Source organism: Clostridium sp. JNZ X4-2, from assembly GCF_054889485.1.
In genome coordinates, this window is the sequence record NZ_CM142685.1 from 1,588,170 (window position 1) to 1,603,360 (window position 15,191).

General features: G+C 35.9%; 11 protein-coding genes, 3 pseudogenes and 2 riboswitches. Of the genes and pseudogenes, 13 read left to right on the forward strand and 1 reads right to left on the reverse strand.

The genetic code is table 11. The features are described 5' to 3' along the window. Window positions 1–6: 6 nt before the first annotated feature. A complete protein-coding gene (gene thiC / locus ACYUJ6_RS07705) occupies window positions 7–1,320 on the reverse strand; it encodes a phosphomethylpyrimidine synthase ThiC (RefSeq protein WP_461845233.1) in 1,314 nt (437 codons plus the stop codon). Between the two features lie 79 nt (window positions 1,321–1,399). Next, window positions 1,400–1,509: riboswitch (TPP riboswitch) on the reverse strand. A gap of 51 nt (window positions 1,510–1,560) precedes the next feature. Then, a riboswitch (TPP riboswitch) is annotated at window positions 1,561–1,660 on the reverse strand. A gap of 640 nt (window positions 1,661–2,300) precedes the next feature. Here thiC and panB point away from each other — a divergent pair. From panB to ACYUJ6_RS07770, 13 genes and pseudogenes are all read left to right on the forward strand, one after another. After that, window positions 2,301–3,122 carry a 3-methyl-2-oxobutanoate hydroxymethyltransferase gene (gene panB / locus ACYUJ6_RS07710; RefSeq protein WP_461845234.1) on the forward strand — a complete coding sequence of 274 codons (822 nt, stop codon included), beginning with the start codon at window positions 2,301–2,303 and terminating at the stop codon, window positions 3,120–3,122. A 65-nt stretch (window positions 3,123–3,187) separates the two neighbouring features. Further along, a complete protein-coding gene (locus tag ACYUJ6_RS07715; protein ID WP_461845235.1) occupies window positions 3,188–4,663 on the forward strand; it encodes a sodium:solute symporter family protein in 1,476 nt (491 codons plus the stop codon). Between the two features lie 16 nt (window positions 4,664–4,679). Further along, window positions 4,680–6,323 carry an amidohydrolase gene (locus tag ACYUJ6_RS07720; RefSeq protein WP_461845236.1) on the forward strand — a complete coding sequence of 548 codons (1,644 nt, stop codon included), beginning with the start codon at window positions 4,680–4,682 and terminating at the stop codon, window positions 6,321–6,323. A gap of 439 nt (window positions 6,324–6,762) precedes the next feature. Further along, window positions 6,763–7,554: an HAD family hydrolase gene (locus tag ACYUJ6_RS07725; protein WP_461845237.1), complete on the forward strand. Its 792-nt coding sequence runs from the start codon at window positions 6,763–6,765 to the stop codon at window positions 7,552–7,554. 97 nt (window positions 7,555–7,651) lie between these two features. Beyond that, complete coding sequence (locus tag ACYUJ6_RS07730; RefSeq protein WP_461845238.1) at window positions 7,652–8,017, forward strand: VOC family protein; 366 nt, start codon at window positions 7,652–7,654, stop codon at window positions 8,015–8,017. 691 nt (window positions 8,018–8,708) lie between these two features. Further along, window positions 8,709–9,563 (forward strand): pantoate--beta-alanine ligase, encoded by an 855-nt coding sequence (gene panC, locus ACYUJ6_RS07735; RefSeq protein ID WP_461845239.1) that lies wholly within the window; start codon window positions 8,709–8,711, stop codon window positions 9,561–9,563. A gap of 1 nt (window position 9,564) precedes the next feature. Then, a pseudogene (locus ACYUJ6_RS07740) lies at window positions 9,565–9,738 on the forward strand (aspartate 1-decarboxylase); the annotation flags it as partial. A gap of 11 nt (window positions 9,739–9,749) precedes the next feature. Next, a pseudogene (locus ACYUJ6_RS07745) lies at window positions 9,750–9,956 on the forward strand (PhzF family phenazine biosynthesis protein); the annotation flags it as partial. Then, window positions 9,937–11,454, forward strand: a pseudogene (locus ACYUJ6_RS07750) (IS1182 family transposase); the annotation flags it as partial. The pseudogenes ACYUJ6_RS07745 and ACYUJ6_RS07750, both read left to right, overlap by 20 nt. Before the next feature lie 254 nt (window positions 11,455–11,708). Further along, window positions 11,709–11,834, forward strand: a complete 126-nt coding sequence (locus ACYUJ6_RS07755) for a hypothetical protein (protein ID WP_461845240.1) — start codon at window positions 11,709–11,711, stop codon at window positions 11,832–11,834. A gap of 351 nt (window positions 11,835–12,185) precedes the next feature. Next, window positions 12,186–13,418: an ArnT family glycosyltransferase gene (locus ACYUJ6_RS07760; RefSeq protein ID WP_461845241.1), complete on the forward strand. Its 1,233-nt coding sequence runs from the start codon at window positions 12,186–12,188 to the stop codon at window positions 13,416–13,418. 58 nt (window positions 13,419–13,476) lie between these two features. Further along, complete coding sequence (locus tag ACYUJ6_RS07765) at window positions 13,477–14,172, forward strand: response regulator transcription factor (protein ID WP_461845242.1); 696 nt, start codon at window positions 13,477–13,479, stop codon at window positions 14,170–14,172. After that, window positions 14,162–15,175: a HAMP domain-containing sensor histidine kinase gene (locus ACYUJ6_RS07770; RefSeq protein WP_461845243.1), complete on the forward strand. Its 1,014-nt coding sequence runs from the start codon at window positions 14,162–14,164 to the stop codon at window positions 15,173–15,175. Before ACYUJ6_RS07765 ends, ACYUJ6_RS07770 begins: the two co-directional genes overlap by 11 nt. The last annotated feature ends 16 nt before the right edge of the window (window positions 15,176–15,191 follow it).

Genomic DNA, 15,191 nt, shown 5'->3' on the forward strand with positions numbered 1-15,191 from the left:
GATATTTTAGTCTTCATCCCTCAAAATGTTTATATTTTTGCCCTCTATGACCTTGTTCATGTTTCTTACGGCGCACATCTTCCCACACATGGTACATGTCTTTTTATCTTCAGGCATTGAGCTTTCCCTGTATTTTCTGGCTTTTTCAGGGTCTATTGCTATGTGAAACATCTTTTCCCAGTCAAGCTCTCTTCTAGCTTCAGCCATTTTGTTATCCCAATCTCTTGTATTTTTTATTCCTTTTGCAATATCTGCAGCATGGGCAGCTATTTTGGCAGCTATAATTCCATCTTTCATGTCCTGCAGGTCAGGAAGCCTGAGGTGTTCAGCAGGAGTTACATAGCAGAGAAAATTCGCTCCATAAGTTGCTGCAATGGCGCCGCCTATGGCACTTGTTATATGGTCATATCCAGGTGCCACATCTGTTACTATGGGACCCAGTACATAAAAAGGAGCATCATGGCACAATTTTTTTTCAAGCTTCATGTTGGTTTCTATTTCATTAAGTGCCATATGACCGGGGCCCTCTATCATAACCTGTACATTTCTTTTCCAGGCTCTTTTTGCCAGTTCCCCCAGGGTCATAAGTTCTTTTATCTGACTTGGATCCGTAGAATCATCTATACATCCGGGTCTGCATGCATCTCCCAGGCTTATGGTTACGTCATATTTTTCGCATATGTCAAGAATTTTATCAAAATATTCATAGAAGGGATTTTCCCTGTTGTTCAGATTCATCCAGGCATACAGCAGACTGCCTCCTCTTGAGACAAAATTCATAAGCCTTGGATTTCTCTTGAATATCTGTGCGGTTTCCATGTTTATACCGGCATGGATGGTCATAAAGTCAACTCCGTCCTTAGCGTGGGTTTCTATAACTCCAAGGAGTTCTTCAGCAGTTATATCTTTTAATTCCTTATCATAAAAACCAACTGCATCGTACATTGGAACGGTACCTATCATGACAGGGGACATAGCTATTAACTTGTTTCTAAATTCCTGGGTTTTTCCAAAGCAGCTGAGATCCATAATGGCTTCGGCTTTCATGTCTATTGCTTTTTTTACCTTGTCAAGCTCCAGGGTAACATTGCAGCAGTCCTCTGAAATGCCCAGGTTGACATTTACCTTTGTCTTCAGTCCTTTTCCCACCCCCTCTGCACTTAACTTTTTATGATTTTTATTGGCGGGAATGACAGTTTTGCCTTTGGATACAAGATGCATCAGATCTTTTATGTCCATATTTTCTTTTTTGGCTACTGTCCGCATCTCCTCCGTGACTATTTCTTTCCTGGCGGCATCCATCTGGGTTGAATAATTCATTTTATCGCTCTCCTTTTGATTTTTATATTAAAAAACGGGAAGCAAAATGCTTCCCGCAGAGTAAAAACTATAGATGTTTTTAATATAGCGCAAAATTTCCCTACGTTGGCATTATCCAAATCAGGTTATATGGGTAAAAGATATTATCTTACTCTCAGCCCATTGACATGGGCTCCCCTGTAACATTATATTTATTTTTTAAATAAAAAAGAGTGTTTATGAAAACACTCCTTGAATACATACTTTAAATGATTTGCTTCCCTACGGTAGTGTTAACTACGTCAAGTTCAAAGGGTCAGGTTTTACCTTCTCAACCAAATCGGTCCCCCCACAAACAATACTATTTACTTTTATATATATAATAACACTTATTCATATATATGTAAATGCTTTCAAAAAGTGTTTTACTTGTTTTGCACTTTTTAATCAATTCATCAGCTGACTTTGAACACAAGGAGGTCAAATCCTCTATATGAACTTTTTTTGAAGCAGAAGAGTGAGAAAAGATACTTGCCTGAGCTTCAAATTCTTCATCCTGAATCCTTCATCTCAATTCCAAGTAATTTTGTTACAGTGTATTTTTTGCATATTTTTTTGACTGCTTTTTCAATTGCTTTATCAAGAGTTTTAACCTCTTTTTATAAAGCCTTTATGCAGTTAAATGATGCAGCAATTGCAGTATTAAATGGGCTATATAGAGATTTATCAAGTCCATAAGAGTCCCATGCCGCCATTTCTAGAATTTTGGTGGCAGTTATATGAATATTTTTAAAAGAAAGTATTGAAATATTTAAAAAATTTTTATTTTTCAAGAAGGAATAATGAGTTCTTTATAGAATATATTAATATAAGATAAAATAGAATCTAGTTCTATAATGTGGAACTAGGATATCTCTCATATATAATTAAATTATTGTCGGTAAATTTATTTATATTATGAGGACAGGCCTAAATTATTATAAGATGAGGAGAGATAAAAAATGAAAAAGAAAATGACTGTATTGGATTTTCAAAAGTATAAGGATGAGGGAAAAAAGTTTACTTATGTCACGGCATATGATTACACTACAGCATCTATTGTAAACGATAGCGAGTCCGAAGTTATTCTTGTAGGGGATTCTCTTGGTATGGTTATGCTTGGTTATTCGGAAACTACAGGTGTTACAATGGATGATATGGTTCATCATATAAAACCAGTTGTAAAAGGTGCCCCGAATACTTTTGTTGTAGGTGACATGCCTTTTGGATCATATAATGTAAGCTGTGAACAGGCTATTATGAGTGCAAACAGGCTTATGAAAGAAACAGGCTGTGACTGTGTAAAGCTTGAAGGCGGAGTGGAAATGGCGGATAAAATTGAAGCTATTGTAAAAGCGGGAATACCTGTTATGGGGCATATAGGTCTGACTCCCCAGACTTCCAGTCAGCTTGGTGGTTTCAGGGTTCAGGGAGGAACTCCTGAGAGTGCCGTACAGCTGATTGAAGATGCAAAGGTAATAGAAAAAGCCGGTGCATTTTCTATGGTGGTTGAATGTGTTCCAAGTTGTGTTACAAAAGTTTTAAGTGAATCAATAAAAGTTCCAGTACTTGGAATAGGGGCTGGCCCTTACGTTGACTGCCAGGTGCTGGTTACCCAGGATCTTTTGGGGATGTATGGAGATTTTAAACCAAAATTCGTTAAACAATTTGCGCATATCAGGAAGAGTATGGTAGAGGGCTTGAATCAGTTTCATAAGGAAACCCTGGACGGAACTTTTCCTTCACCTGAATACAGCTTTAATGCCAAGGTAGAAGGCTATTAGATCTAAAAACTAATATTCAATTCATATTTATTCTGGATTATGAATTGAAAGGAGGAAATTAGTTAATGAATATTTATATTTTAGCCATCATATTGTATATTGCAGCGCTTATTTTAATAAGTTACGTTGCTTCCAAAAAGGTTAAGGGTGGAAGCGATTTTATGGTAGCCGGAAGAAAGCTTGGTCCCGGGTTGCTGTTTGCAACGCTTATCGGAGGGAATATTGGTGCCGGTTCTACAGTTGGTATCACCGGCCTTGCTTATACATCAGGTATTTCTGCTGTATGGTGGATGATAACTTCTGCCATTGGCAGTGTGGTTCTGGCTTATTTTGTAGGACCTAAGATCTGGGAGCTGTCCACCAAATATAATTTAATGACTTGCGGTGACTTCCTGGATAAAAGATATTCAAAGTATTTCAAAGGCGTATTTTCTACTATGATGTTTGTAGGCACTCTGGCTTTGTTTGCGGCACAATTAATGGGCGTTTCGTGGATATTAAATGTAACCGTCGGCATTCCTAAAACAACCGGAATTATCGTAGGAGCCATAGTTGTAACCGTATACTTTGCATTTGGAGGGCTTGTATCTTCAGCTTACGTTGGAGTGTTGAAATTAGTAGTAGTATTATCCGGATTTATCATTGCTGTGCCTTTTGCGTTGTCTCATGTGGGGGGCCTTGGCGGACTTCAGACTTTGGTTGCAGCCAATTTAAATAATGCGGCCAGTACCACAAAATATTTCAGTTTCTTCGGATTAGGGGCAACAGTGATAATAGGATACTTCTTCATGCTGACACCATCGTTCTTTGTATCTCCGGGTTTGATAGGCATAGTTTATGGTGCAAAAGACAAATCAACTATAAGAAAAGGGACGATGTACAATGCAATAGTACAGTTTTTATTCGCATTCATACCGGCAATAATCGGTATGTGTTCATTTGCAATGTTTCCCCATCTGGCTTCACAGGACTCAGCATTGCCTACTGCTATGATGAAACTGCTGCCTACAGGAATATCAGCTATAGCTCTTGCAGCAGTATTTGCTGCAGAAATCAGTACTGCAGATACAGTACTTTATATGCTCAACGGCTCATTTACAAATGATATCTATAAGACTTTCGTAAATCCAGATCTGTCGGATGAAGGAGTACTTAAGATGAGCAGATGCGTTACATTTGCAGGTGGAGTTATCGGAGTAATACTTGCACTATTTCTTCCTAATATAATAACGGCACTTACAATATTTTATACATTGATGTCGGTGTCACTGACGGCACCATTGCTTTTCGGTATTTTTTCAACAAGGCCAACCGCAGCTACGGCTTCGGTATCGGCGGTATCAGGTGTTGCCCTTACACTTATAATCACGTATATATTCCCTAAATTTAAATTGTTCAAAATATTGAATGCACAGACAACAGGGATCATTCTTTCACTGGTAATAATGGTCATCATGATGTATGTATTTCCGTCTAAAGCATTTAAAAAGGGCAAAAAACAGATAGAACTGGACAACATAGAAATTACTAAAGCAAATTAAAATTGGAGGGATCTAAATGAAATTTGATTATTCCTATGCTGACTACGCTTTCAAAAACGGAAAGGTAATTACAGTTAATGAAAGAGATGAAATGGTTGAGGCTGTGGCAGTGAAAGGTAATAAGATAGTTTATGCAGGAACTGATGAGGGATTGGAGAAAATAATAGACCAGGGCACAAAGGTCATAGATCTGAAGGGCCGTACCTTGATGCCTGGAATTATTGATTCTCATTACCATCCTATCCTTAATGGTTTGCTGGAAGCAAAAACAGATGCGGCAATGATCGATACTCGTAATTGCAGATCAGTTTCAGAAATACTGGATATAATTCGTCAGGCTGTGAAACTGAAAAAGCCGGGACAGTGGATATCTATGATGGGATATGAACCGCTGCTTTTGGAAGAGAAGCGTCCTCCGTCTTTAGAGGAATTGGATTCAGCGGCTCCGGACAACCCTCTTCACTGCATGCATGTGGGCGGACATATTTGCATGTATAATAGTAAGGCATTGGCTTATCTAAACGTATACAAACCGGATGATGCAAAAAAGTATCCTGATGGTGAAGTAGAAGTTGCAGATGGAAAATTAACCGGGCTGGTTCGTGGACATACACATTTTTGGCTGTGGGGTCAAGTAGATTATACTGAAGAAGCGCAAATCAGGGCAGCAATGATTTCCCACCAGCAGCTTTTGGAAGCCGGTATCACTTCAATTCATGATTGCGGGGAATGCGGACCCTCATCTTATCACACCATGCAGAAGCTCTGCCGAGATAAAATCTTTAGAGTACGTTCATACATGATGCTTCACAGTATTTTCGGAAAACCCTATTCTCTTGAGCAAAATGCACACTGGATGGATCTGGGGCTTATGTCAGGTTTAGGAGATGAACATTTTAAAATCGGTACCTGCAAATTCATGATTGACGGAGGCAGCGGAGCACCGTCATGTGCTACCAGAGAACCATACAGCCATGATCCTGAATTAAAAGGTGAAAGAGGCTGGGAGAGAGAAGAAGTTGCAGAGTATATCAAAAAAATAAATAATGCCGAATGTCAAGCTTCTGCTCATGCCATCGGAGATATGGCCGTAGAATTTATGGTGGAAGGGTATGAAAAAGCATTTGAAACTAATCCACGCCCTGACTTAAGGCATAGAATAGAACACTGCACATTAACTGATCAAGATTTGATTGATCGTATGGCAAAAATGAACATTTGTCCCAGTGTAAATGCCGGGTTAGTGGCAGCATTTGGTGCAAATTATGAAAAATTCTATGGAAAAAAAAGAATGAAATATTTCGGAGCTCTTAGGAGTATGCTGGATGCGGGGGTTATGTGCTCTTTACACAGTGATGCACCTTCAGGTCCTTATGGACTGAAGGCAATTGACGGTGCGGTAAACCGTTATGACAGAAATAAAAATATTCAGTGTGACAAAACACAGGCCGTCAGCGTTCTGGAGGCCATCAGATGCTCTACTTATAATGCAGCTTATGCTTCTTTCGAGGAGAAAATTAAGGGCAGCATTGAAGTAGGTAAATTAGCAGATATGATTATTTTATCTAGGGACATCCTATCCATTGATCCAATGGATATTTACAACCTGGATGTTGATATGACCATGATTGACGGCAAGATTGAGTATGTCAGAAGTTAATACTGAAACAGCTGTCAAGCTGAAGGGAATATAAAATTTTAGGCAGGAAAGGCTCCTATGAGTAATAGTGAATTTCCTGTCTTTTTAATTATGTCAAATTTGTTCAAAAGCAGGTCAATTTGATTAATATATATTGTCTGAATAATATATGTGATAATAACTACAAATGCAAAAATTAATCATATCATAAAAATAAAATTTAGTTCTGTTGATGAACTGCAAGGGAGATATGGAAAGGCAGTGGCAGAATTACTATGTTGATTTCCTGCAGGAACAGACAGAAAAAAGGATAAAAGACATAGAAAAAATGATTACATATATCTCTTGCCGATAAGCAGTGAAAAATAGACAAGATACAGGACATTGGATATAATATAAAAGATGATATAATTATTTTGTGGTTGAAAAAAGTATGTATGGGTAGATTGGAGCAATTAATATGAATAAAAAGATGATATTTTTTGATATTGACGGAACTATAATTGATGAAAGAACCCATCAGTGCACTAAGAGTACTATAGATGCAATTAAAAAGGCCCGTGAAAATGGCTGCCTCACTTTTATAAACACCGGCAGAACATTTTTTAATGTGGGCAGTGAAATACGAAATATTGGATTTAATGGTTATATTTGCGGCTGCGGAACTTATATAAATTATGAGGACAAACCTCTTTTTTATAAATCAATACCCCATGAAACTTGTGTTGAAATTGTACAAAAACTTCGTGAATGTAAGATAGATGCACTTCTTGAAGGCCTGAATTCCTTTTTCTTTGAAACAAATAGAGCTTCTACTGGCAAACTGGCTGAATTTAAAGAACTTTTTATTTCACAGGGAGTTGATGTTTCAAGAACCTGGGATGATCCGGAATTGGAATTTGATAAATTTGTAGTATGGATAAATGAAGACAGTGATTATAATGCTTTTTACTCTTATATAACCAGAGAATTTGATTACATCCACAGGGGAAATAACCTGGGGGAAATTGTACCGAAAGGTTATTCTAAAGCAACAGCCATTGAATTTCTCCGTCAGTATTTTGATATACCTCTGCAAAACTGCTATGCTATCGGTGACAGCACCAATGATCTGCCGATGCTTCAGTATGTCCCTAATAGTATTGCCATGGGAAACGGCACACCTGCTCTGTTTGATCAGGTGTCATTTGTTACAAAAGATATAGAAGACGAAGGGATAAAGTATGCATTGGAGCACTATGGAATTATATGAGTTAAAAATATATTTACTGGAAAAAGCTGAAGATGTCTTATATCCTGGGAAATTAAACCTATGTCTAAGCGTGCATAGATATTAAAGGAGTGATAATATGAACTTTTGCTGGATAACATTAAATGTGAAAAATATGCAGGAATCTTTAAAATTTTATAATGAACTGCTGGGAATTAAAATTTTTAGCAAGTTTAGTCCACATCCAGGGGTAGATATTGCTATGCTTGGAGAAAAGGATACGCCTAAAATTGAATTGATATGCAGTAAAGATAGTAATTCTCAAATTCAAAGCAGGGGAATTTCTATTGGATTTGAAGTGAAGTCACTGGATGAAGCTGTGAAATACATGAAAAGTAAAGGTATTGCTATCAAGAGAGGGCCTATTTCACCATCGCCGGGAATTAAATTCTTTTTTATAGATGATCCAAACGGGGTGGAGATCCAGATTGTTGAAAACAGATGATTTATCTCATAAAAAATTAAGTTCAAGAGAAAACATATGTTGACCGAAGGCTAATCATGTAATAAAATGTAAAAGTGGGCGGTATTTATTAAAAGCTGTACCAATATTATTTATATACATATATCTGCTTATATCATTTGAATAAGACAGTCAATAAAGGTCTCCCTGGTTTTGAATTAAACTTAGGAGTTTTGTATCACTTCTTAAATTTACAGGAAGAAAGGAGTGATTGGTTGATAATAGATTTATTGGAGTAGAAAAATCAGGCTTTTTTTAAGTGAATATTTTGTCCCAAGCAGCGTGAGTATTAAAGGCTATGATAGCAGAAACTACAAGTATGCATTAGAAGCTGAAGATACTAATGTGAAATTAGAGGGACTAATATTAAAAAATAGTGATACAACATTTATTAAAATTCTTGATGACATAATCTCAAGTATTTGGCAGAATATACAAAGATTTAATTCGAAAGATAAGGTTATATGTCACGTCAATAGCTTTTATCTTCAAAAATCTTTTCTAAATATAAACAATTTTGGTGTTTTCAGATATCAATTCATTCCATATTCTAATTTTCTAATAAATATTTCACCTATAAAAAATTTGAAAAATTAAATAATACGTATTTTTTATTGAAAGCTTCTTTAAATAAGTGAAGTTATATTAAAATTATGCTTTTTGGAGGAAAATAATGAAAACAGTAAAAACAATAAAAGAAGTCAGACAACAAGTCAGAGAATGGAAGAAAGAAGGATTATCTATAGGGCTTGTTCCTACAATGGGATGCCTTCATGAAGGACATAAAAGTCTCATAGACACAGCCATGAGAGAAAATGATAGAGTGATAGTCAGTGTTTTTGTCAATCCTATACAATTTGGACCTAACGAGGATTTTAAAACTTATCCAAGGGATATAGAACATGACAAAAAACTCTGTGAAAGTTCAGGAGCAAGCATGATATTTAATCCTGAGCCCTCAGAGATGTATTTTGGAGATAGATCTACCAATGTAGAAGTAGAGGGGTTAACGGAAGGATTATGTGGAGCTAAGCGCCCAGGACATTTCAGAGGAGTGTGTACTGTAGTTTCCAAATTATTTAATATAGTAATACCAGACAGAGCTTACTTCGGAGAAAAAGACGCCCAGCAGCTAGCTGTAGTTGAGAGAATGGTAAGGGACTTAAATTTTGATGTCCAGGTTGTAGGCTGTCCAATAATAAGAGAAGAGGATGGGTTGGCAAAAAGTTCAAGAAACACTTATCTTTCAAAGAAAGAAAGACAGGCGGCCTTAGTGTTGAATAAAAGTCTGAAAAAAGCCAAAAAACTATTGGAAGATGGTGAAAAAGATGCATTGTTGGTTAAACGTGTAATTGAGCAGGAAATAAACAAGCAGCCTTTAGCCAGGGTAGATTATATTGAAATTGCAGATAGTGAATCATTGAGACCGGTTAAAAAAGCAAATAAATCTTTATTGATAGCTATAGCAGTATTCATAGGAAAAACCAGGTTGATAGATAATTTTACATTTAGAACGGGAGAAAAATAAAATGATATTAAACATGTTAAAAAGTAAGATTCACAGAGCAGTAGTAACACAAGCTGAGTTAAATTATGTGGGAAGTATAACTATAGATAAATCTTTAATGCAGGCAGCTAATATTTTGGAAAATGAGAAAGTTCAAATTGTACAGAACTGTTCTAATCAAGGAGCTAAAATAAAGGAAGAAAATAAATGAAAATAAAAGTTTATACACTGAATGCGTTTGCAAAAACAAATGCAGGTGGTAATCCTGCGGGAGTTGTTTTAAATGCAGATTCTCTGCTGCCGGAACATATGCAGCGGATTGCAAAAAAGGTTGGTTTTTCAGAAACTGCATTTGTAAAGAAGTCCAATAATGCTGATTTTAAAGTTGAATTTTTTACACCTAACAAGTTTGTATTCGACTTACTCCCGTTTAAGGGAGAATCAGGCAACACCACGTCAGATGCTGAAGATTGTACTTTACTCTTACATGAATCACAATTACTCATCAAGAGCAATGGAGTTATCCTGCAGACGAGATGTGAACTTCATGTATCTTTTAGAAGGCTCACCAGCACCAGATCATTCTACCTTTGCAAGGTTTCGCAGTCTTCACCTTGCTCAATGCGCAGAAACAACTATGGCAGAAATGACAAATTTTCTTTATGAAATTGGAGAAATATCAGGAGACACTATATTTATTGACGGTACAAAGATAGAAGCATGTGCCAACAAGTATACTTTTGTTTGGAAAAAAGCAGTTTCAAAAAATTTGGAGAGATTACTCTCTAAATTAGCTGATTTTACAGCTGAATGCGAAGAAATGTATGGACTAAAGCTTGTATATCAAAACAAGGTAAAAATAAAGCATATAAAGAAACTGCGCAAAAAACTTTACGCCTTGAAGCAAAAAGAAAATATAGAATTTGTACATGGATGCGGTAAAAGGAAAACTCCAATTCAACATTCTATTGAAAAACTGGAGGAATACCTTAATAAGCTAAAAGAATACACACAGAAAATCCATACCTGTGGCAAGCGCAATAGTTATTCCAAGACAGATAAAGATGCAACTTTTATGAGAATGAAAGAAGACGCCATGAAAAATGGTCAGTTAAAGCCTGCTTACAATGTACAGCATGGAATTGATTCTGAATATATAGTGTGGCTTACTGTAGACCATCGGCCTACGGACACAACAACATTGATTCCATTTATAAAAAGCATGGAGAATTTTTTGTATTTTAAGTATTTTAAAATTGTTGCGGATGCAGGTTATGAGAGTGAAGAAAATTGTGTCTATATTAGAGAAAATATGCAGTTGTCATTTATTAAGCCAGCAAATTACGAGATATCCAAAACAAGAAAATATAAAAATGATGTAAGCCGAATAGATAATATGGCCTATGACGAATTTGGTGACTATTATACATGTAAGAATAATAAGAAACTAACAATAAATAAAATAGTAAAAAGAAAAAGCAAGACTGGTTATATAAGTGAGAAAACCATATATACATGTGAGGATTGCAGTAACTGTGAGCATAAGAGCAAATGCATAAAAGGGCATAACTGTAAAACACCATTAGAGGAGAGAACTAAAAATCTTGAGACTTCAAAGCTGTTCAACATGCTTCGCAAAGAAAACCTTGAGAGAATTGTAAGTGAAGAAGGCTGTGAGTTAAGAATGAATCGAAGTATTCAAGCCGAAGGCTCTTTTGGAGAGATAAAACAGGATATGGGTTTTCGCAGATTTTTGAGTAAAGGTAAGAATAATGTTTTGTCTGAAAGTATTCTATTAGCAATGGCACATAATATAAATAAACTGCATAATAAAATTCAGTCAGGTAGAACGGGAACTTATCTTTTTTCACTTAAAAAAGTGCTTAATTTTAAAATTTTTAAAATCCTTTGAATCAAAAAAAGCCGTAATAGCAAAGGCTTATTAAAGTACACCATTTTTTAATTATCAAGTTGATTGTGATTTAAAATATCATCAATTTTTCTATAAAGCACTAAAAAAACGCTGCCGCGTTAGCTTATTTCTTTGTGCTAATGCGACAGCCCCTTTGTTATGCTGTGTGCCCAGCACGGGCGCAATCTAAAGGGTGAAAGTACCCAGCACGGGCGGATAATATCAAATGAATAGTTTAAGACAAGGGGGTATCCGTGGCGACGCGGAATCTGAAGGAAGTCGGCGGCAAAACTATGGTAGACGGACAGAAACTACATATAAGGCATATGCCTGTGGATAAGGCTGCAACACAAATCAAAGCCTTAAATTATCCGAAATAGGTAATGTAAATGTAGCAAGATAGGCAGAGTGAAAGATTGCGTTCTTGCCTGAGGCGATCTGACGGGTACGTTATATAGATATGAAATTAGAAATAATAACCTATACAGTGATGTGTAGCTGAACTATCAGAAGCCAGCAGAGGTCGTAGTACCACACCAGTATGCATCTAAAGGAAGAAACAACGTCAATGAATACGGTAGTGATTTACTGGAGCAAATAAATACTATAATACGAAAACATCTGAAAAATGTCAGTGCAATCTTCAGAAAATCTTCATAGATTTTATAACTGATTCTTTAAAAGTTTTTTTTAAAATGGAATCTGATATGAAAATCAAAAGGAGGATTGTTATGGAGAAATATTATAGGAAAGCTGCTCTGTTCGGAATTTTAATGAGTATACTGTGGGTGCTTTTGGTAAATACACAGCCCTTTTCCGATTTTGCCTATTATGATGGACTAGCCAGACAGATAGCGGCTGGAGGACCTTGGGGTGACACCTACACTTCTGTGGGGTATCCCGTTGTGCTGGGGCTTGTATATAGAATTTTTGGCAGTAGCTTGGCAGCAGCGAAAATTTTCAATTTAGCACTTACATTCATAAACTATATACTTTTTTATAAAATATTAAAAAAAGCAGATTTGAGTGAAAAGAGGCGTAAATTTGCATATGGTCTATTTGTTGTTTTCCCCAGCAATATATTTTACAACAGTATTTTAGCAGGAGAAATACTGTTTACTGCCATATTGCTTTTAATAACATTTTTATATTTCTATGATGTCAAATATAAATACATGCTGATTGGTGTGCTGACAGCTGCGGGCGCCATGGTAAAACCATTTTTCCTGGGGGTTTTCTTCCTGATTTTTATAGTAGAACTGTGCTTCAAAATGAAGTTTGGGGTGGTATTAAAGCATTCACTTATCGTATTTACAATAAGTGCTGTAGTTATATCTCCATGGTTGTATAGAAATACCAGGCTCATGGGACAGTCTACTTTTATATCCAACAATGGGGGAATAGTGCTTTATATAAACAATAATTCTCAGAACAGATATGGCATGTGGATGGATGCAAGAGATGTGGACAATTCTATTGTAAAAAAGACTGAATATATAAATGCCAATGCTACGGATAAAAACAAAATGCTCTCCAGGGCAGCACGGAAATGGATAAAAGCACATCCAGCAGAATTTGTTCAGCTTGGGTTCAAACGGCTGTTTATTACCTATATCGGCTTCAGTGAAATAGACTATAGTTTCAATGGTGCAAATGTAAACCCAATTTTTAAATTCATATTTTCATTTTACGCCTACGCTGCAAGGTATATGGTATTTATTCCGGCTGTAGTTATGGTGCTTGTATATACTGTAAGGACAATCAGAGGATTTTCAGGTAAAAAATCTGTAGATGATTATTCAATATACAATCTTATCTGTTTTTATATGTTTGCCCTTGTATATTTTATTTCTGAAGGTCAGCCCCGTTATTCATTTCCCTGTACATTCATAATGATTTACTTTTTCTCATGTTTTGTGGAAAAATTTAATTTTATCAAATCTGCAAAAAGCGTAGAATTATAGAACATGTTATAATAAAATTATTGTTTTAATTGTAAATTGCAGTAAGGGGGACATTTGCATGAAGGGATACAGTGTATTGGTAGTAGATGATGACGAGGATATTCTGGATATAATAAAGATTTATCTCCAAAATGACAAATTTGAGGTGATCACTGCTTGTGATGGAGGGTCAGCAATAGAAAAGTTGAAAAAGCAAGCTGTGGATTTGATAATATTGGATATAATGATGCCGGGGCTGGATGGACTGCATACTTGTCTTGAAATTAGAAAGGAGAAAAAAATACCTATTATAATGCTTTCTGCAAAAGATGATCCCAGCAGTAAAATATTGGGCCTTGATATAGGTGCCGATGACTATGTGACAAAACCTTTTAATCCACTGGAACTGGTGGCCAGGGTAAGATCCCAAATCAGAAGATATTCAGAATTCAATGGGGAGAAACCTCATAACAAGGATAAGATTGTTATAGATGATCTTACAATAGATACTGAATCCCATGAGGTATTTGTTGGGGAGAATTTAGTAGAACTTACTCCCATTGAATTTTCTATTTTAAAGGTACTTGCGGAAAACAGGGGAAGGGTGCTCAGTACGGAAACTATATATGAAAATGTATGGAATGAAGCTTTTTACAATTCCAAGAATACGGTGGCAGTGCATATAAGGAATATAAGAGAAAAGATAGAGATAAACCCAGGAGAGCCCAAATATATAAAAGTGGTTTGGGGAGTAGGTTATAAAATTGATAAGTAAAATGAAAGAATTTTTCTTAAAAAGTATATCCAGAGAGCTTTTTATAATAATTATATTCAGCTTTACAGTATATGAAATATTCAAGCATATGCATATAATAGCATTTCCAATTGTGATCTCACTGGGGATTATTTATTTTTGGTCTTATAAAAAGGTTGAGTATATAAAATATATATGCAAGAGCATAGTAAAAATTTCCCAGAAAAATTTGAACTGTAAACTTGAAAAAATAGGCAGTGACGAACTGGGAATTTTGGCAGAGGAAATAAATAGGATGTCACTCAATCTGAAAAATATGATGGAGCGTGAAAAATCTCTTCAAAGGTTTAAAAATGAATTGATGACAAATCTGTCCCATGATTTGAGAACTCCTCTTACCTCTTTGATTGGCTATCTATATCTATTAAACGATAAAAACACTTCCGTAAAAAATAGGGAAATCTACAGTAAAAAGTCTCTGGAAAGGGCGGAAAAGCTCAAGCTGTTAATAGACAATCTGTTTCAGTATTCAAAGCTGGAAAGCGGTGAAGTAAAACCTAAATTGTGTAATGTGAACATAGTTGAAATTATGGAACAGATTATAGGGGAGATGTCCATTTTGGCGGAGAAATCGGGGATTGAATTTGTAAAAAAATATGATATGGAAGATCTGAAATTGAATGTGGACCCCTACTTCATAAGCAGAGCTTTTCAGAATATACTGTCCAATGCCATAAAATACAGTGTGAAAAACAGCAGTGTATATGTGAATATTACTTCAGATAAAAAAAATATAGTAGTAAGCTTTGAAAATGAACCTGTCCGGGAGTTGTCGGATGAACAAATAGGTAATATATTTCAAAGATTTTACATGGGGGATAAACCAAGAAATTCCCATGAAAATAATTCAGGATTGGGACTTGCCATAGTGAAGAATATTGTGGAGCTGCATAAAGGGAAAGTATGGGCGGAAAATAGGGACAATACCTTTATAATATATGTTAAATTGAGAAAGGATCTGTAAATATTTTTGCAGAGGA